The organism is Agrobacterium pusense (assembly GCF_900102105.1).
Taxonomy (GTDB): Bacteria; Pseudomonadota; Alphaproteobacteria; order Rhizobiales; family Rhizobiaceae; genus Agrobacterium; species Agrobacterium pusense.
In genome coordinates, this window is record NZ_FNBB01000001.1 from 526,845 (window position 1) to 544,239 (window position 17,395).

The 17,395-nt window shown below is 59.0% G+C and carries 19 protein-coding genes; 10 read left to right on the forward strand and 9 right to left on the reverse strand.

Annotated elements, in window-relative coordinates:
- Positions 1-250: 250 nt before the first annotated feature.
- The 3 genes from BLU28_RS02645 (at position 251) to BLU28_RS02655 (ending at position 2,596) form a co-directional block, all read left to right on the forward strand.
- Entirely contained in the window at positions 251-1,177 is a 927-nt protein-coding gene (locus BLU28_RS02645; protein ID WP_072528763.1) for a sulfite exporter TauE/SafE family protein, read from the forward strand.
- Positions 1,174-2,001, forward strand: a complete 828-nt coding sequence (locus BLU28_RS02650; protein WP_077986624.1) for a TIGR02186 family protein — start codon at positions 1,174-1,176, stop codon at positions 1,999-2,001. The genes BLU28_RS02645 and BLU28_RS02650 overlap by 4 nt, the downstream gene beginning before the upstream one ends.
- A 157-nt stretch (positions 2,002-2,158) precedes the next feature.
- Positions 2,159-2,596, forward strand: a complete 438-nt coding sequence (locus BLU28_RS02655) for a universal stress protein (RefSeq protein WP_006697645.1) — start codon at positions 2,159-2,161, stop codon at positions 2,594-2,596.
- A gap of 14 nt (positions 2,597-2,610) precedes the next feature.
- Here BLU28_RS02655 and pdeM read toward each other — a convergent pair whose 3' ends face one another.
- Positions 2,611-3,339 (reverse strand): ligase-associated DNA damage response endonuclease PdeM, encoded by a 729-nt coding sequence (gene pdeM / locus BLU28_RS02660; RefSeq protein WP_035206761.1) that lies wholly within the window; start codon positions 3,337-3,339, stop codon positions 2,611-2,613.
- A 46-nt stretch (positions 3,340-3,385) separates the two neighbouring features.
- On the reverse strand, positions 3,386-5,977 hold the full coding sequence (locus tag BLU28_RS02665; protein WP_223215410.1) for a ligase-associated DNA damage response DEXH box helicase: 2,592 nt from the start codon (positions 5,975-5,977) through the stop codon (positions 3,386-3,388).
- A gap of 49 nt (positions 5,978-6,026) precedes the next feature.
- On the opposite strand from BLU28_RS02665, the gene BLU28_RS02670 reads away from it, so the two are divergent.
- On the forward strand, positions 6,027-6,530 hold the full coding sequence (locus BLU28_RS02670) for an RrF2 family transcriptional regulator (RefSeq protein ID WP_004439813.1): 504 nt from the start codon (positions 6,027-6,029) through the stop codon (positions 6,528-6,530).
- Between the two features lie 107 nt (positions 6,531-6,637).
- Positions 6,638-7,099: a carboxymuconolactone decarboxylase family protein gene (locus BLU28_RS02675; protein WP_006698962.1), complete on the forward strand. Its 462-nt coding sequence runs from the start codon at positions 6,638-6,640 to the stop codon at positions 7,097-7,099.
- A gap of 26 nt (positions 7,100-7,125) precedes the next feature.
- Here the strand turns inward: BLU28_RS02675 and BLU28_RS02680 are convergent, their stop codons facing one another.
- From BLU28_RS02680 to BLU28_RS02690, 3 genes are all read right to left on the reverse strand, one after another.
- Complete coding sequence (locus BLU28_RS02680; protein ID WP_004439810.1) at positions 7,126-7,767, reverse strand: YitT family protein; 642 nt, start codon at positions 7,765-7,767, stop codon at positions 7,126-7,128.
- A 71-nt stretch (positions 7,768-7,838) separates the two neighbouring features.
- The gene (locus BLU28_RS02685; protein ID WP_006698960.1) at positions 7,839-8,450 is read right to left on the reverse strand and encodes a YitT family protein; all 612 of its coding nucleotides are present in this window, start codon (positions 8,448-8,450) and stop codon (positions 7,839-7,841) included.
- Between the two features lie 130 nt (positions 8,451-8,580).
- A complete protein-coding gene (locus tag BLU28_RS02690; protein WP_175477656.1) occupies positions 8,581-9,522 on the reverse strand; it encodes a class I SAM-dependent methyltransferase in 942 nt (313 codons plus the stop codon).
- Positions 9,523-9,689: 167 nt separating this feature from the next.
- Here BLU28_RS02690 and BLU28_RS02695 point away from each other — a divergent pair, with 167 nt between their 5' ends.
- Both BLU28_RS02695 and BLU28_RS02700 read left to right on the forward strand, forming a co-directional pair.
- Complete coding sequence (locus tag BLU28_RS02695; RefSeq protein WP_004439806.1) at positions 9,690-9,956, forward strand: DUF6460 domain-containing protein; 267 nt, start codon at positions 9,690-9,692, stop codon at positions 9,954-9,956.
- Between the two features lies 1 nt (position 9,957).
- A complete protein-coding gene (locus BLU28_RS02700; protein ID WP_037092341.1) occupies positions 9,958-10,455 on the forward strand; it encodes a CAP domain-containing protein in 498 nt (165 codons plus the stop codon).
- Positions 10,456-10,559: 104 nt separating this feature from the next.
- On the opposite strand, the gene BLU28_RS02705 is transcribed toward BLU28_RS02700, so the two are convergent.
- Together BLU28_RS02705 and BLU28_RS02710 are read right to left on the reverse strand one after the other, a co-directional pair.
- Complete coding sequence (locus BLU28_RS02705; protein WP_035206757.1) at positions 10,560-11,651, reverse strand: quinone-dependent dihydroorotate dehydrogenase; 1,092 nt, start codon at positions 11,649-11,651, stop codon at positions 10,560-10,562.
- Positions 11,651-12,004, reverse strand: coding sequence for a DUF952 domain-containing protein (locus BLU28_RS02710; protein WP_004439797.1), 354 nt, complete (start codon positions 12,002-12,004; stop codon positions 11,651-11,653). The genes BLU28_RS02705 and BLU28_RS02710 overlap by 1 nt, the downstream gene beginning before the upstream one ends.
- 241 nt (positions 12,005-12,245) lie before the next feature.
- On the opposite strand from BLU28_RS02710, the gene BLU28_RS02715 reads away from it, so the two are divergent.
- The gene (locus BLU28_RS02715) at positions 12,246-12,896 is read left to right on the forward strand and encodes a response regulator (protein WP_006698958.1); all 651 of its coding nucleotides are present in this window, start codon (positions 12,246-12,248) and stop codon (positions 12,894-12,896) included.
- Positions 12,897-13,008: 112 nt separating this feature from the next.
- A complete protein-coding gene (locus BLU28_RS02720; protein WP_004439793.1) occupies positions 13,009-13,656 on the forward strand; it encodes a S24 family peptidase in 648 nt (215 codons plus the stop codon).
- A 68-nt stretch (positions 13,657-13,724) separates the two neighbouring features.
- Here BLU28_RS02720 and BLU28_RS02725 read toward each other — a convergent pair whose 3' ends face one another.
- Together BLU28_RS02725 and uppY are read right to left on the reverse strand one after the other, a co-directional pair.
- A complete protein-coding gene (locus BLU28_RS02725) occupies positions 13,725-14,477 on the reverse strand; it encodes a polysaccharide deacetylase family protein (protein WP_077986623.1) in 753 nt (250 codons plus the stop codon).
- A 26-nt stretch (positions 14,478-14,503) separates the two neighbouring features.
- Complete coding sequence (gene uppY / locus BLU28_RS02730; RefSeq protein WP_035206756.1) at positions 14,504-15,802, reverse strand: Wzy-type polysaccharide biosynthesis protein UppY; 1,299 nt, start codon at positions 15,800-15,802, stop codon at positions 14,504-14,506.
- Positions 15,803-16,070: 268 nt separating this feature from the next.
- Between uppY and uppX the strand changes: the two genes are divergently transcribed.
- Complete coding sequence (gene uppX / locus BLU28_RS02735; protein ID WP_168247071.1) at positions 16,071-17,375, forward strand: Wzx-type polysaccharide biosynthesis protein UppX; 1,305 nt, start codon at positions 16,071-16,073, stop codon at positions 17,373-17,375.
- Positions 17,376-17,395: the final 20 nt, after the last annotated feature.

Below are 17,395 nucleotides of genomic sequence, written 5' to 3' on the forward strand. Positions count from 1 at the left end.
CCCAAAAAGCGGCCCCCGGCCGCTTTTTTGCAACGCCTGACAGGAATGTGGGCGGCTGCCTTCGCCAGACCTCTATCTTTCCAAATTATCAACGTATTTACCGTTGAATGTTGACAGGTTAGGCCCTCGCGGGCATGACGGATGAAGGCTGGGCATGCCCGGTCTTTTCAGACAGAAAGTGTAAATCGCGGCAAGGCCCCCTCACCGGACAAGCCATGCCGCCCGGAACCATTTGCCCGAGGTCCGAGCCGTGACTGTCTATCTGCCGATCGCAGAACTGTCGGTGAATATTTTCATCATTCTCGGCATGGGCGCGGCCGTCGGTTTTCTGTCCGGCATGTTCGGTGTCGGCGGTGGCTTCCTGATCACCCCGCTTCTGATCTTCTACAATATTCCGCCTGTGGTCGCCGTGGCGACCGGCGCGAACCAGGTGGTGGCCTCCTCCGTCTCAGGCTCGATCACGCATTTCCGGCGCGGGACGCTCGACGTCAAGCTCGGCAGCGTGCTGCTCGTGGGCGGTCTCATGGGCGCCACGGTCGGCGTGTGGATATTCTCGTTCCTTCGCAGCATCGGCCAGCTCGACCTCATCGTTTCGCTGCTCTACGTCATCCTGCTTGGCACCGTTGGCGGGTTGATGCTGAAGGAAAGCATTTCGGCACTTCGCCGCGCCGCCCGCAACGAGACGGTGACGCTGCGCCGGCCGGGACACCACAACTGGGTACACCGCCTGCCGCTGAAAATGCGGTTCAAAAAATCGAAGATCTATCTCAGCATCATTCCAGTCGTCACGCTCGGTTTCGGCATCGGCATACTCACCTCTATCATGGGTGTGGGCGGCGGTTTCATCATGGTGCCGGCGATGATCTATCTGTTACGCATTCCCACCAGTGTGGTTGTCGGCACCTCACTGTTCCAGATCATTTTCGTCACCGCATACACGACCGTCGTACAGGCAGCGACCAACTACTCCGTCGATGTGGTGCTGGCTTTCATCCTGATGGTGGCTGGCGTCATCGGCGCGCAATATGGTGTACGCGTCGGCCAGAAACTGCGCGGCGAACAGCTGCGTGCGCTGCTGGCGCTTCTTGTCCTCGCCGTCGCCCTTCGCCTTGCGGTATCGCTGGTGGTGCGGCCGGAGGATCTGTTTTCGGTCGCCGTCGGGGGGTTAGGTTATTGACCCGCCATTTGTTGCTTGCCGCCCTTGCCCTGCTCTCCTATCCTGCCTTCGGGCAAACTGCTTCCGCCCAGACGCCGCCGCTTGCGCTGCCGCCGGGTCCGCAGCAGCGCCCCCTGCAGGAAAACATCGAAATCGGCGCTTCGACGACGGAAATTCCGATAGCCTCGGATTTTCGCGGGGCGGATTTCACCCTCTTCGGCGCACTCAACAATACCGACCAGCTGCTACTGGCCATCGGGCAATATGATATCGTGGTGACGCTGGAAGGGCCGAGCGACTACATGACCGTGCGCAAGAAGGAGCGTGTGGCAGGCATCTGGATCAATACCAGCGCCATCACCTTCACGCCGCTGCCGGAATCCTACTCCATGGCCAGCACCCGCAATATCAGCGATGTCGCCTCCCCCGGAACGCTGCGCGCCATGGGGCTCGGCGTCGACCATCTGTCGCTCAAAAGCGCTGTCTTTTCGGGCGTGCCCGACAATGTCTTCGATTTTCAGGAGGCCTATCGTCGGCTCAAGCTTTCGAGCGGCATCTACCGCAATGATACGACCGGGGTGAGGCTGGAACGCACGGGCCTGTTTTGGGCGACCTTGCGCCTGCCCGCCAACGTGCCAAACGGGGTGCACACGGCACGCGCCTATCTCTTCAAGAGCGGCAAATTCATCGCCCAGCGCGAATTAAAACTGCGCGTCGTCAAGACCGGCATGGAACAGGCGATCACCGATGCCGCGCATCAGACGCCGCTTGCTTACGGCGCGCTTTGCGTTCTGCTCGCCGTCGTTACCGGCTGGGGCGCCAGCATCATCTTCCGCAAGGACTGAGCGTTTTCAATCGCGCAAAAGAGAGCGTCTGCCACCCGCACGGGCAAAGATAGCATTCGCTTCCTTCCGGGGTTTGCTGTAAAATTCAAGGCGTTACAAACGCACGCAGCTGATGGCGGCAAGTGCGGTTGTAACAGGGATGAAAAGGAGAAATGTCATGTTCAAGCACATTCTCATTCCCACCGATGGTTCGCCGCTGGCGCAGATCGCAATCGACCAAGGGTTCGCTCTCGCCAAGGAGGCAGGCGCAAAGGTGACCGTGGTGACGGTATCGGAACCCTTTCATGTGATTGCCAGCGATGTCGAGGACATTGCCGCCATTGCCGAAGAGGAATTCCACCGTTGCGAAGAGGCGGAGCATCTGCTTCGCGATACGCAGGCGCATGCCACCGCCATGGGGCTGGATTGCGAGGCCCTGCTGGCGCGGGCGGGGCGGCCGGACGAGGCGATCATTGAAATAGCCGACAAGACCGGCTGCGACCTCATCGCCATGGCCTCGCACCGGCGCAGGAGTTTCGTCGAGATGCTGCTCGGCAGTGTGACCGCCAAGGTGCTGAAGAATTCGAAGATACCGGTATTGGTCTACCGCCAATAGGCTGCGGTAAAATCTCAGCCGAGCAGACTGGAAAACCGCACCGAGTAGATGCGATCTCTCCCCATCAGATGCGCGACGAGAGCGGCATGATCGAACAGGCCGCGCATTGCCTTGTGGCGTAAATCCAGCCCGCCGCTCAACACCCCGAATGCCGGCATCAACAGACGCGAACCATCGGTGGCGAAACAGGGCCGCCGCACTGTCTTCTCGCGGCGTCGCACAGTGGCAGAGGGATGCAGATGACCGGCGATTTCACCGGCCGCATCGCCCGGCTTAGGCTCGTGGCGGAAAACGAGATTGCCGTAAAACATCTCATCCACTGAAGAACCCGGCAGATCGACGGTGCCATCGGGGTCGTGGTTGCCGTTGATCCATATCCATTCGCGACCGCGGGCCATCTCGCGGATGAGTTCGCGCAACGGCAGCGGCAGGTGCTGGGAGCCGACGCGATCATGAAAATTGTCGCCGAGGCTGACGACGATCTTCGGATCGTAGCGGCTGATGAGGGAAGACAGTATCTTGAGGGTGGCGATGGTGTCGTAGGGCGGCAGCATGCGTCCACGCCTTGCAAAAGCCGCACCCTTTTCCAGATGCAGGTCGGAAACGACGAGCAGCGACAGGTCGGGCAGGTAGAGCCCACCCAAAGGGTCGCACCAGGCGGAAACGCCGTTGATGGCGGTCTCGCTGCCCAGGCATTCGAAGCCGTTGGAAAACCTGTCGCTCAATGTCAGCCGGCTCAGCACTTTTATCGTTGTTCCTTCAATGCATACTTCAGCACATGGGCATATTTCAGGACATGGCCTCGGCGATCAGCTCATCAGCGGCTTCCGCCAGCACATCGTCCATCGCTTCGCCCGCCACCGTCTCCCGGCCGATTTCCAGCATGACCGGAACGGCGAGGGGCGAAACGTGCTCCAGCGCGCGATGCGTGGTGTGTCCCTTGATTCGCTTCAGCATATCGCCAAGACGGCCAATATCCAAAAGTCCTGCTGCGGCATCGCGTCGCGTCGCTTCCAGCAGGATATGATCCGGCTCATGGCTGCGAAGAACGTCATAAATAAGATCGGCGGACACCGTGACCTGCCGGCCGGTCTTTTCCTTGCCGGGATGGCGGCGTTCGATCAGCCCGGAAATGACTGCGCAATTGCGGAAGGTGCGTTTCAGCATGAAGGATTCGTCAAGCCATGCTTCCAGATCGTCGCCAAGCATGTCCTCATCGAGAAGGTCGGCCAGCGACAGGCGGCGAGACTTCAGCCGCATGCCGATATCCTCCATGGCCCAGATGGCCAGCGAATAATCGGTGGCGACAAAACCCATCGGTTTTGCTCCGGCCCGTTCCAGCCGTCTCGTCAGAAGCATGCCCAGTGTCTGATGCGCCAGCCGTCCCTCGAAGGGATACATGACCATGAAGAAGCGCTTACGGAAGGGGAAGGTCTCCACCAATAGCTCGTCGCGCTTGGGAATGATCGACTTCTCCTTCTGGATTGCCAGCCAGTCGCGAACCTGATCCGGCAGGGCATGCCACCGTGTCGGGTCTGCCAGCATGGAGCGCACTTGATCTGCCAGGTAGGTGGAAAGCGGAAATTTGCCACCGGCATAGGAGGGTATCTTCGGATCCATGGAAAAGGCCTGTGAGACCAGGCATTCATTCTCCCTGATGCCCTCGAACCGCAGCACCTTGCCGGCAAAGAGAAAGGTATCGCCCTGCACCAGCTGCTCTAGGAAATATTCCTCGACCTTGCCGAGCGACATGCCACCGCGACCGACCGTGCCCTTGGCATTGCGCTTGACCATGCGGACATTGAGTTCCGCCGCCTCGACGATGGTGCCGAGGTTGAGGCGATATTGCTGCGCTACCGCCGGATTGGACACGCGCCAGCGACCGTCCTTCATCTGGCGGATGCGGGCATAACGTTCATAGGTGCGCAGCGCGTAGCCGCCGGTGGCAGTAAAATCCACCACCCGATCGAAGGTGGCACGCGGCAGGTCGGCATAGGGCGAGGCGCTGGTGACTTCGCGATAAAGTTCATCCGCATCGAAAGGCTCGGCACAGGCCATGCCGAGTACGTGCTGGGCGAGAACATCAAGCGCGCCTTCGGCGATCGGCGGCGTATCCTGCGCGCCGATATAGTTGGCATCCAGCGCTGCCCGGCATTCCATCACCTCGAAGCGGTTGGCGGGAACGAGGATCGCCTTTGACGGCTCATCCATGCGGTGGTTGGCACGGCCGATACGCTGAGCGAGGCGGCTAGCGCCCTTCGGCGCGCCGACATGCACGACAAGGTCAACGTCACCCCAGTCTATGCCGAGATCGAGGGTGGAGGTGGCAACAACGGCACGTAACCTGTTTTCCGCCATGGCCGCTTCCACCCTGCGGCGCTGCCCGGCATCCAGCGAGCCGTGATGCAGTGCGATCGGCAAATTGTCGTCATTGATCGTCCAGAGCTCCTGAAAGACCCTTTCCGCCTGCGAGCGTGTGTTGACAAACACCAGCGTCGTCTGATGCTGCTTCAACGCTTCGTATAAGTCCTTTCCGGCATAACGTGCCGAATGGCCGGACCATGGGATGCGTTCTTCCGTGTGCAAGATGGAAATATCCGGCTTTGCACCGCCTTCGACGGTTATCAAGCCGGCGGGCGGCTTCCCCTGCCCCTGCGGTGCAAGATAACGGCGCAAATCCATCGGCTCCGCCACCGTGGCCGAAAGGCCGATGAAACGGACATCGGGCGCATGCCGGCGCACGCGGGCGAGCGCCAGCGACAGCAGATGGCCGCGTTTGGAGGTGACGAGCGAATGCAGCTCATCCAGCACCACATATTTCAGGTCACGGAAAAAGCGCTCGGCCTCCTTGTTGGCGAGCAGCAGCGAGACCTGTTCCGGTGTGGTCAGCAGGATATCCGGCGGGCGCACCTTCTGGCGCTGGCGTTTCGCCTGGGGCGTATCGCCGGTGCGGGTTTCGATGACAATCGGCAGACCCATTTCGGAAACGGGCTTGGTGAGATTACGCTCGATATCGACTGCAAGCGCCTTCAGCGGTGAGATGTAGAGGGTGTGCACGCCGACAAAGCCGGAGCCAGGCGGTATCTTGCCCCGCTCTGTCAGGTCGGTGAGCGAGGCCATGAAGCCGCCCAACGTCTTGCCAGCACCGGTGGGCGCGATCAGCAACATGTTCTCGCCGCCCCGTGCCCGCGCCATAAGCTCCAGCTGATGGGCGCGCGGAGACCACCCTTTTTCGACAAACCATTTCTGGAATGAAAGGGGCAAGGTGCCGACATCTATGCCGGAAATGGGGGGCTCGGTGTGTTCCACGCCTTTAACGTAGTGAAAAACCTGAGAAAAAGAAGGGCGGAACAGGGCCGCTTGACAGGAAAACATAATCATGGATAAATAATGTCCATGATAGCGCAGCAACAGGACATGGAAAAGACCGATGAAACTCGGGGACGGCGTTGAACAGGCCATTCACAGCGTGGGAATGCTGGCGGGACTTTCCGAAGGCGGCGTGTTGTCCGCGGCCGCGCTCGCGGAATTCCACGGCGTTTCCACCAGCTATCTTCTGAAGCACCTGCAATCATTGTCCAGCGCGGGAATAGTTGCCACGGTGCCGGGGCCGAAGGGCGGCTATCGTCTGGCGCGACCGACTGACAAGATCACCCTGCTGGACATCGTTCTGGCCGTTGAAGGGCCGCAGCCGGCTTTCCGTTGCGCGGAAATCCGGCAACGCGGTCCAAACCCATTGCCGGGCCGGTATTTCACCAAGCCCTGTGGTATCAATGCAGCGATGTTGAAGGCAGAGAAGGTCTATAGGGCCGAACTCGCCAAAACCACCATTGCCGATATTCTGGGCGATCTTGCCGCCACTGACGATGGTGGAATTGCTGCGCGTGGCTGTGCCTTCCTGGAGTTGAACGAGCGCAAGACAGCAGCGCGCTGAGACTGGAAAACAGGCTCCGAAGAAAAACCGATCTACGCTGGAGGGCTTCGTCGCTTTCCGGACTGATGACGCATGACTTCAAACTGACCCAACCAACGGAGAGACCCATGAAAACCCGTATCAACTATGCCAAAGCATCCCCCGAAGCCTTCAAGGCCGTCATGGCGCTTGAAAATTACGTTCAGGGCAGCGGACTTGAACGCCGTTTCGTTCACCTCATCAAGCTGCGTGCCTCGATCATCAATGGCTGTGCCTTCTGCGTGGATATGCATGTAAAGGAAAGCCGCCATGACGGGCTTTCCGAACAATGGATCAACCTGATGAGCGTCTGGCGGGAATCTCCCGTTTACACACAACAGGAACGCGCATTGCTCGGCTGGGTGGATGCAGTGACGAAGATTGCTGAGACCGGAGCTCCGGACGATGCCTTCGAAACGCTGAAAGCACATTTCTCCGATGAGGAAATCGTGAAGATTACGGTGGCCATCGGCGCCATCAACACCTGGAACCGTATTGCCGTCGGTTTCCGCTCGCAGCATCCCGTTGATGCGGCTGCGAAGGCGGCCTGACCTCGCAAACCCGCGACCGGCGGCCGCTACATGGCAATGTAGCGGTCGTTCCTGTGATTGATAGCAAGCGTGAGGTTCATAACCAGTGCTCCGAGAACGGAGCAGATAATGACAAAAGGTGTGGCAACGAAGAATGAGCAGGCCAGCACCATGCCGTCAAAGGCGAGCTGCACGAGGCCGGCGCGCCAGCCGAAACGATCCTGCAGATAAAGCGCCAGAATGCCGAAACCGCCGAGGCTGGTGCGATGACGAAACAGCGCCAGCATGCCCGCCGCAACCGTCAATCCGCCGAAAAGTGCTGCGGCAACCGGATTGATGCTCTGAAAGGCGAAAAAGCCGGGCATATATTCCGACAGCAGCGCTGTCAGAGCGATGGCGCAGAAGGTCTTCACCGTGAAGGCGAGGCCGAGGCGGCGGAAGGCGAGATAATAAAACGGCAGATTGACGAGGAAGAAGACCGTACCAAAGCTGAGGTCGGTACCGTAATGCACGAGGAACGCCAGACCAACCGTGCCACCCGTCAAAAGACCGGCTGCGGAAAACAGCGTGACGCCGAGCGATACCAGCATGCTGCCCGCAAGAACGCCCTGCGCGTCTTCCAGCAGCGAATGACGATCCGGCGCGGAGGCCCAAAGATTAAGACGCCTTCGCGCGCTCGTATCGTCCATGCCTTGTCCCCTGAATACCAAGCCCTGCCGAGCTATTGCGCTGAAGTGCGGGAGATTTCAACCACCCTCGCTCAGCGCACGACGATATATCTGTCCGAACGGTGATTGATGGCCAGAAACATGTTGAGGACAAAGGCGCCGACGATCGAATAGACAACCGTGACCGGATCGATGACGAGGAAAGCACAGAGCATGACGAAGGCATCGAAGGCGAGCTGGATCAGGCCGGCGCGGATGCCAAAGCGATCCTGAATATAGATGGCCAGAATGCCGATGCCGCCAAGGCTGGCGCGGTGGCGATAAAGCGCCAGCAATCCGTAACCCAGCAGCAGACCGCCGAGCAGCGCCGCCCACAGCGGATTGATGCTGTCGATCACCATCCAGCGCGCTTCCACTTCCGTCAGCACCGAAACAAGGCCGATGGCGATGAATGTCTTGAAGGAAAAGGCAAGGCCGAGCCGACGGAAGGACAAGTAATAGAATGGCAGATTGACGAGGAAGAACAGCAGCCCGAAGCTGATGCCGAAGGCATAATGCAGAAGAAAGGCGACACCGGCGGTCCCGCCCGTCAAAAGGCCGACCTTGTTCAGCAGATAAAAGCCGAGCGCCGAGACAATGGCGCCGGTGACGATGCCCTGCACGTCTTCCACCGGCGCGTGTCTGGCCGGATCGGAACTCCACATGCCGTAAACGCTTCTCGTTCTCAAGCTTTGCCCTCGGTTTCTTTCATATTTTGCACTGCAAAACGAACCCGATCAAGATGGATACGTAAGGAAGGCTGACCTATCGAGAAAATGGAAAGAAATGAGATGTTCAGACCTTGGCCCGGGCAAGAAAAAGAATGCCGGAAAGGGGTTTTCCGGCATCCTTGCGAATGGTGGTCTTGCGAATTTCCATGAGATCAAAACCCGCCCGTTCCAGAAGACCGCTGACATAGGTTTTCGAATGGGCGTAACGAAGGGATTCCCGCAGAACGAAACCATCCTCCCCTGCCGCATCCTCAACCGAAAAGGCAAAGAAGCCGGAGGGCGCCAACAGGGCGGAAACGAGGGGCATGACGGTTTCGAGACTGCCGAGATACATCATTACATCGGCGGCGGCGACGAGATTGGCGCGCTTCGACGCCAGGGTCGTGGTGAAGAGCCCCGAAGTTTCCGCTTCGAGGGAAAGATCGGCCTGGCCGAGGTGATCGTAGAGATCTTTTTCCTCCGCCTTGGCAAGCATGTTCTGTGAAATATCGAAACCTTCCAGCCGCTTTGCGAAGGCTCTGATTTCAACGCCGAGGAGTCCCGTGCCGCAGCCGATGTCGACGACAGTGTCGAATACCCGGCCATCCGCCGCCTTCTCGATCAGTTCCGCCAGTTTCTGCGGCACGCTGTAATCGAGCTTTTCGACCAGCGAAGTTTCGAAACGGTCGGCATAATCGTCGAACAGCCCTTCCACATAACGGCTCGGCGGCTGTTCCGGTGTTTCTGCGGCGCCGAGAACCGCGAGTTTCAGTTCGGCTGCAAACAGGCCTTCCTCATCCATCTCGGCGACCTTTTCGTAAGCCGCCACGGCCTTGTCCGTTTCCCCCACCTTTTCGTGATATTCCCCGAAGCGAAACCAGCCCGCCGTCCACCGTGGCGCTAGTTCCAGCGCCTGTTCCATGAGTTCGGCGGCGGCGGGATAATCACCGCCCTCCGCCAACATGCGGGCATAGTCCGCCCGGCGGTCGGCAATGACGTCACCGGAAGAAAACTGGTTTGGGGCCATTCAAGATTCCTGAGAAGATGCGCGCTGTCATTTATCAAGCCATAAAAAAACTCAAGTCCTATTTCATGGCGCACTCGTGGAATTGGCTGATATGCGCGATATAGTGCGCAAAAACTTGCATCGATGTGGTCCGTTTCATATGTCAGGACAAAACAGGAGACTTGCTGATGGCCGGTGAGGTCAACAAATTGCTGGGTGACACAGTGGCCCGAACGGTGGTGAAGCTGCTCGTGGTTTCACTGCTCGTCGGCTTTCTGATGGCGATCTTCGGCTTGACGCCGTGGAACATCATTTACGGCGCGCGCGACTTCGTCGTCGACCTGTGGCGCAGCGGTTTCCATGCGCTGGGGGCGATCGGCGACTATCTGATCCTGGGCGCCACGATCGTCATTCCCGTCTTCATCATCCTGCGCCTTCTGAGCTATCGCCGCTGACATGACCGACACTTCTCTCCAGACGCTTACACGGCGCGGTTTCGTGCTGCTTTCCGCCGGTTCGGTTCTTTCCGCCTGCGTTTCCGTTCCAACCAACAAGGGCATACCTTCAGGCACCCGCGATGAGACCGCAGCGGCGCTTCCGATGGTCAACGACCTGCGACGCTCGAAAGGACTTTCGCCGCTTTCCATCAATGGTGCAGCCAGCAGCGCCGCCGCCTATCAGGCCGGACGCATGGTCAAGGCGCAGAAGATGGCGCATCTGATCGGACTGACCGACAGTTTCCTGATCCGAATGAAGGAGGGGAATGTGCCGCTTCCTGCGGCGGAGAATGTGGCCGCCGGTCAGGATAGCGTGGAGCGGGTGGTGAAGGCCTGGATCGGCTCCAAACACCACCTGGAAAACATGCTTGGGCCTTATAACGGCCTCGGCGTGGCGGTCGCCTACGATGCCACCAGCCGCAACCGGCCCTATTGGGCGATGGTGCTCTGCGCCTGAGGTAAAGGGGGGAAACCAGCCTCTTCCCTCATTCCTGTGCTTGTCACAGGGATGACGAAGGAGAGGCCCTGAGGAAGCGCTGCCCCGACCTTCCAGGCTCGCTGTCAGCCCAGCTTACGATCCGCCCAGCGGTCAACCGCGCTGTCGCGCAGATCGCGGATCGATTCCACGCCCTCACGGGCAACCAGCTTCGACAGGCCCTTGACGATGGCAGATGGCAGACCGGGGCCTTCATAGACCATGCAGGAGTACAGCTGTACCAGATCCGCACCTGCCCTTACCTTTTCCAAAGCCGTTTCCGGGGACGAAACGCCGCCGACACCGATGATGGGCAAATTGACGCCGACGCGGCGGCGCACCTTGGCCAGAACCGTTGTGGAGAGTTCGAAGAGAGGCTTGCCGGAAAGGCCACCCGCCTCACCCTTGTGCGGGCTGGCTCGCAGGCCGTCGCGTGAGAGGGTGGTATTGGAAACGATCAGGCCGTCCAGATCATGGGCAAGCGCTTCTTCAGCAACGTCGTCCAGTCCCTCTTCGGTCAGATCGGGAGCGATCTTGAGGAAGACGGGGATGCGTCTGCCGAAACGTTCAGCTTCCGCCTTGCGGCGTTCCAGCACGGCCGAGAGAAGGGCGGCAAGGCTTTCGCGTGCCTGCAGGTCGCGGAGACCGGGTGTGTTGGGGGACGAAATATTGACGGTGAAATAGGATGCGACCGAATAAAACGCCTCGATGCCCTGCACATAATCGGCGATACGGTCTTCACTGTCCTTGTTGGCGCCGATATTGACGCCGACAATGCCACGCAGATGCGCCTGCTTCAGACGCTCCAGCGCAGCGGCATGGCCTTCATTGTTGAAGCCGAGGCGATTGATGACGCCCTCATCTTCCACAAGGCGAAAGATACGCGGCTTCGGATTGCCGGCCTGCGCCCGCGGCGTGACGGTGCCGATTTCGGTGAAGCCGAAACCGAGCTTCAGAAGCGGTCCCGGTACTTCCGCATTCTTGTCGTAACCCGCCGCCATGCCGAGCGGATTGGGGAAGACGAGGCCCGCCACGGTCTGCTGCAGTCGCGGATCGTGCGGCACCATGCAGGTGGGCAGGAAGCCGCTTTTCAGGGCCGCAATGGACAGCCCATGGGCCTTTTCCGGATCGACCAGGAACAGGCCCTTGCGGCCGATCGAGGAAAATAATCCGCTCATCACAAAATCTCCGGAAACTGGTGCTGGCCGTCGTGATCGAGTGCAAGCGGCGTCTCCCAGAGCACGGCGGTCAAGGGAAGAGGCCCATAAAGGTGAGGGAAAAGATCGCCACCTCTTGAGGGTTCATAGACCAGCTTGTCGCCTAGGGCCGCGCCGTCGACTGCAATCAGCAGCAGATCGGCCTGGCCGGAAAAATGCCGCGCGGCTGTTTCCGCCACCTGCCTGGCCGTGGAAAAATGGATGAAGCCATCGGTCAGGTCGATGGCGGCGCCGTCGAAGACACCCTTTGCCCTGGCCTCGTTCCACAACGTCTCCGGCACGATTTTATAGATGATCGCGGGCGTTTCCTGCATGCGCTCTCCATGGCTTTCCAACCATCGCGGTTTGCCGTAAAGCTAGGGGATTGTCCACAGTTTCCACGGTATTTTTATTGCTGAAAGCCTGAAAGACCGCCTGTCCACAAGCTTTTCCTTGTAAAGAAGAACCGATTGGCGCAACCTTTGGCGGAGGAGCCGGGCGTGTTTCGACCACCGGCAAAGGGAGTGAGTCAATAACTGGAAAAGAACCGCATAATGCCCTTGGGAGGGGGCCAGAATGTCGGAACTTGTCATTATCATTGCAGATGATCATCCACTTTTTCGCGGTGCCCTGAAACAGGCCGTATCCGGCCTCGACGGACACCAGACCATCGTTGAAGCCGGTGATTTCGAGGCTGCCAGACGCGCAGCCGCAGCCCGTAACGATGCGGATCTGATGCTGCTTGACCTTGCCATGCCAGGGGTCAGCGGGTTTTCGGGCCTCATGGCGCTACGCGCAGAGTTTTCCAGCCTGCCGATCGTCATCGTATCGGCGACGGATGACGCGACGACCGTCCGCCGCTCAATCGAACTCGGCGCTTCCGGTTTCATTTCAAAATCCTCCGGCATCGATGACATCCGTGATGGCATCCGCGCGGTTCTGGAAGGCGACCTGTGGGTACCGGCCGGCCATCACGGCGAAAAGGAGCACGATCCGGATGTCGCCGATCTCATCGGCAGGCTGCGAACGCTGACGCCGCAGCAGAGCCGTGTTCTCGGCATGCTGGCAGAAGGCCTGCTGAACAAGCAGATCGCCTATGAGCTCAATGTCTCGGAGGCGACGATCAAGGCACATGTCTCCGCGATCCTGTTGAAGCTCAAGGTGGACAGCCGCACGCAGGCGGTCATCCAGCTCGCCAAGATCAACACATCGGCTCTTGTGGCGTAAGCAAGGATTTTATTCCTTTCCTTCCTTTACTCCGGACCGGATATGGTCTAGATTTCGAGGTGTTAACGACAGGAGCTTTTCCGCTATCGGCTCCGTTTGCGGGCTTTCTACCATGCTTTCACATGAGACGATCTGGAGCGCCATCGATACGCTTGCCGAACGCCATCAGCTGACGCCTTCGGCATTGGCGAAGCGTGCCGGTCTCGACCCTACTTCATTCAATAAGTCGAAGCGTTTCGGGCCGGACGGCCGCAAACGCTGGCCCTCGACGGAGTCCGTTTCCAAGGTGCTCGAAGCGACGGGAGCGAGCGTGGATCAGTTTTTCGGTTATGCTTTCGGAAAGGCGCAGACGCGACCTGCCGGTGCGGAAAGTGCCATCCCCCTGCTCGGTTTCGCTCAGGCCGGTTCCGGCGGTTTTTTTGACGACGGCGGCTTTCCGGCAGGTCAGGGCTGGGACGTGGTTGAGTTTCCCTCGTCTCCCGAACGCAAACAGGGAGTCTACGCGCTGGAAGTGCAGGGAGAGAGCATGATGCCGCTTTACCGCGACGGCGACATCCTCATCGTGGAGCCTGGCGCGCAGGTACGGCGCGGCGACCGCGTGGTGTTGAAGAGCCGTGACGGTGAAGTGATGGCCAAGGTGCTGGCGCGGCAAAGCCCCAAGAGCATAGAACTTCTTTCGCTCAATCCTGAGCATCCCAATCGGAGCTTCGAGATGGCCGATGTGGAATGGATCGCCCGCATCATATGGGCCAGCCAGTAGGCCAATATCCTACACGTCATTATCGCTTTCACCGCGATGGCTAAAAGCGCGCAGCACTGTGCCGTGCCTTAGAGGCCGAGTGCCGTCACGGCCGCGTCAACCGTCATGACTTTTGCGCCACCGGATGCCGCCTTACGCACGAAACCCTGAAACCTGTCTTCCGGGCAACCGTAAAAGCTTGGCGCAGACGACACATCATGGGTAAAAATGACGAGCCAGCCGCCGTTTTGCAGGACGTCGTCAAGCCAGCGATCAGCGGCATCGAGATAGTTCGGATCGGGCCGCAATTCGACGGCAGCAAGATTATGCGGATCGATGCTGCCGCGGTTGATGCCGGGCATGATCCCGCGGGCAGTCCTGAACCTGCGCCGCAGCATGGGCTGCATGAGTGGCGAAGCCATGCCGAAGGGGGTGGAGAAATTCCGCCTGTGCCAGTTTTCATCGAACGAGGCCAGCACCTTTTCATTACGATCGAGATCCTCTTCCAGCCCTCGCCGTGAAAAGCTTGAGAGTTTGCGATGGGAATAGGTATGGCAGGCGAGCTCATGACCGGCCGTAGCCAATTCCGAACAGCCCCTAGCGGAAATCATGTCCTGCGGTTCGTCATGCCTGTCGATGAAGACCCCGGAAATATAAAAGGTCCCGCGAACATTCTCGTTTTCCAGAATGCGGGCACCGCTGGTCCAGGCGCTCGCCGGAACATCGTCGAATGTGAAGGAGACAATCGGTTCGGATGTCTCGATCCGCGCCGTCGGTCCAGGGAAATACCGCACGAGCCGGTTATTGACCCGGTCTGCGATTGTTCCGATTTTCTGCGTCATACTAGCCCCCCGGCCCGCCGTGCAAATTACTGTCCCTGTTCCAGTATGTCGTAAGCCTGATGTCTCAAACAATAGATCGCAATAAGAAGAGAAGACCAGATAGGCCCGGTTCCGGTAAAGAAATTACTTTCAAGACAGGAAGAAAGCAGCGCATATACCCAAATTCGCCCAAAAAGCCGCGTCAGGCCGGGATCCGTGCCTCTGTCCACCGCTGTTCGGAAATCATTTGCGGGGATGATCACGAGCCATATGAGAGTGAGGACGAAGGCGGGCAGTCCGCCATTCAAAAGGCTCTCGACATAGCCATTATGCGCGTGAAAGGCCGTGACCGCCCAAGTCTCGGCAATATCGGCCTGTGACAGAAGCCGGTCGCTTGTCCAGAAGGCCTGAAATCCCTGCCCGAAGATCGGCGATTGCGCAAAGGTGTCGAAAGACAGGCGCCATATATCCGTCCGTCCGGTGAACGTGGAATCGATGCCCAGGCTTTCGACGAGGCTCTGTATGCTCGGGAAATAGGTGGAGCCGATTGCAACGATATTGAGAAACGCCAGAAGGCCACCGATCATCAGCAATGTCCGCCCGGCATGCCGCTCCATGACCCAGACCAGGGCGATGGTGACGGGCAAAAGCATCGCTGCAGTTTTCCCGTTGGTCTTCCAGAGAAAAAAGCCGGCCAGCAGCGTAATCGCTATTCCGCCCAGCGTGGACCAGGCATTGCGCAGATAAAGGCCCACCATGAAAAGAATGATCATTGCCGGCGCGGCGGCGTTCTTATGATTGAATATTCCGCGCCAATCGCCTGCAAGCGCCTTCTCATCGAGATCGTAAGGCTGATGGATTGCGCGCGAACTCAGGAAGATAACCCCGAGATAACAAAGCGCCAGCAGGAGAATGGCGAAAACGGCCATCATCCGGTCGAATTGCCGCCTGTCGCGCGGCATGACGACCAGCACGCTGGTGATAAAACACAGGAGCGCCGTGAAAATCAGGCGCTGCAACGACGTGCCGGGCTCTGCACCAAGGACCGAACAAAGCGCGAGCCAGGAAAAGAGCAGCAGGATTGGCAAGCGGGGCCTCAGCAAAAGCCCCGTCAGACGATGGCGCAGTGCGAAGACACCGAGGATCAGCGCGATCACCAGACCGGTCAGCTGATTGGCGGCGGCGCGCGGCACGGGCGGCGCCGCAAGATTTTCAAAGGGCGCGACAGAAATCCAGATGTAAAGCATCGTGGCGACAAAAAAAATCGCGTCGCGACGGCCGCCCGACAGGGACATGGCACTGCTGTTTTCCGCAGAAATGGACCGCGTATCAGCAAAACGCGGCATGGTGGCCTGCTTCGGGAACGGAAAATCGGATCATGGACCTGCCCTGCAACGAACAACGAAACCCTTCTGAACCGGGCGATGTCCTAATAACCATAAATAGTCATTATCATCATTATTGTGTAATTGCTTTAACCCTCTCTTACCTCAACAGGGCTAAGACAGGAGAAACTGTCATTCATTCAGGTCGTCGGTGTCGAATACCGCCCGGTTGCCGCCCTTTCAGTTCGTAAGACTTTAAAAGGGACAGTCCTTTTGAATTCGCCCGGCAATGCCGGAAAAAACGGAGAATGAGGTGTCGTTGAACACGCCGCGGCTCGGCCATCTTGTCAGACTTGGATTGGCCTATATGGCATCCGGAGGCGCGCTGCTGATGTCCAGCGCCGCCCAGCTCTTGACCTTCGCGCTGCTAGCCCGCCATTTGGGTGTCGAACAATTCGCGCTTTACGCTTCGATCACGGCCGTGACCAATCTGGGCGTTCAGATTTGCGGTATCGGCTCACAGGAATCGCTCATTCGTCGCGTGGCGCAGGATCGCGGCATGTTCCCCGTCATGCTTGGCCACAGTTATCTCCTCAGCGCGGCGACGGGTGTGGTCCTGACGCTCATCGGCATGGTGACGATCCCGGCGTTTTTTCCGACGTCGGAAACGTTGCTGCACACGCTGATCACCACTTTCCTGATCCTGTTCACCAACCTCGTTCTCCTGAAGGTTATTTCGCTTTCCACGCAAAGCTTCATCGCCCATTCCGACTTTGCCTCGGCCAACAAGCTGGAGGTGATGTTTGCCATCGCCCGCACCATTGCCGCCGTGGTTGCCTGCCTCGTCTTCAAGGTGGAAACGGTCGAGGCCTGGGCACTCTGGAACCTCGCCGCCCACACGATTGCAGCCGTGATTTCCGTCAAGGCAATAGGAAGGCTCGGCCGACCGGTCTTTCGGATCGTTCGGGAGGAAATTCGCATCGGCATCCTGTTTTCCACCCAGTTCCTGTTCAAGGCGGTACGCGGCAATGCCGATATTCTCGTCCTTGGAGCCATCGCCAGTGCGGAGGTCCTGGGCAGCTATTCCATCGCCCGCCGGATTCTCGACAGCTCCTATCTTTCCGTCGAGGCTCTGAACCGGCTTATCTATCCCGGATCCGCCTCTGCAGCGCTGCAGGGTATCAGCAAAACCATCGAACGCGCCTATAATGTGCTGAAAGCGGCGCTGTTCATCGCGACTGGCAGTGCGCTGGCAATCTTCATCATCGCGCCCTTCCTGCCGCTTTTATTTGGCGATGAATATGTTTCGCTTCCCACCATCACCCGCGTGCTTTGCTGGGCCGTACTGCCGATGGCCGTGGCGGCTACCGCGCTGGAGGCGCTGGGCGCCTCCGGGCGCCAGGATATCCGCGCCAAGATATGGAATAGCGGCAATCTCATAGGCTCCGTCGTCGTTGCCTTCTTCACCTGGTCTTTCAGCATTTCGGGAACGATCGGCAGCTATTTCATCGTCGAAACCGCCATAGCGGCAGCTGTGTGGGTGGCGCTTCTACGGCTGCGGCGGAGCGAAGAGGCTTTCGCTGCGGTCAAATAGAGCCCGCCTCATTCAGTTGA

Bases quoted from the DNA above. Each gene is read 5' to 3' on its own strand.
- BLU28_RS02715 (WP_006698958.1), top strand. From the start codon at position 12,246: ATGTCGGAACTTGTCATTATCATTGCAGATGATCATCCACTTTTTCGC.
- BLU28_RS02690 (WP_175477656.1), bottom strand. From the start codon at position 9,522: ATGGCCCCAAACCAGTTTTCTTCCGGTGACGTCATTGCCGACCGCCGG.
- BLU28_RS02705 (WP_035206757.1), bottom strand. From the start codon at position 11,651: ATGAGCGGATTATTTTCCTCGATCGGCCGCAAGGGCCTGTTCCTGGTC.
- BLU28_RS02685 (WP_006698960.1), bottom strand. From the start codon at position 8,450: ATGTGGAGTTCCGATCCGGCCAGACACGCGCCGGTGGAAGACGTGCAG.
- BLU28_RS02670 (WP_004439813.1), top strand. From the start codon at position 6,027: ATGAAACTCGGGGACGGCGTTGAACAGGCCATTCACAGCGTGGGAATG.
- BLU28_RS02675 (WP_006698962.1), top strand. From the start codon at position 6,638: ATGAAAACCCGTATCAACTATGCCAAAGCATCCCCCGAAGCCTTCAAG.
- BLU28_RS02655 (WP_006697645.1), top strand. From the start codon at position 2,159: ATGTTCAAGCACATTCTCATTCCCACCGATGGTTCGCCGCTGGCGCAG.
- uppY (WP_035206756.1), bottom strand. From the start codon at position 15,802: ATGCCGCGTTTTGCTGATACGCGGTCCATTTCTGCGGAAAACAGCAGT.
- BLU28_RS02725 (WP_077986623.1), bottom strand. From the start codon at position 14,477: ATGACGCAGAAAATCGGAACAATCGCAGACCGGGTCAATAACCGGCTC.
- BLU28_RS02720 (WP_004439793.1), top strand. From the start codon at position 13,009: ATGCTTTCACATGAGACGATCTGGAGCGCCATCGATACGCTTGCCGAA.
- BLU28_RS02665 (WP_223215410.1), bottom strand. From the start codon at position 5,977: ATGATTATGTTTTCCTGTCAAGCGGCCCTGTTCCGCCCTTCTTTTTCT.
- BLU28_RS02680 (WP_004439810.1), bottom strand. From the start codon at position 7,767: ATGGACGATACGAGCGCGCGAAGGCGTCTTAATCTTTGGGCCTCCGCG.
- BLU28_RS02695 (WP_004439806.1), top strand. From the start codon at position 9,690: ATGGCCGGTGAGGTCAACAAATTGCTGGGTGACACAGTGGCCCGAACG.
- BLU28_RS02700 (WP_037092341.1), top strand. From the start codon at position 9,958: ATGACCGACACTTCTCTCCAGACGCTTACACGGCGCGGTTTCGTGCTG.
- BLU28_RS02710 (WP_004439797.1), bottom strand. From the start codon at position 12,004: ATGCAGGAAACGCCCGCGATCATCTATAAAATCGTGCCGGAGACGTTG.
- uppX (WP_168247071.1), top strand. From the start codon at position 16,071: ATGCCGGAAAAAACGGAGAATGAGGTGTCGTTGAACACGCCGCGGCTC.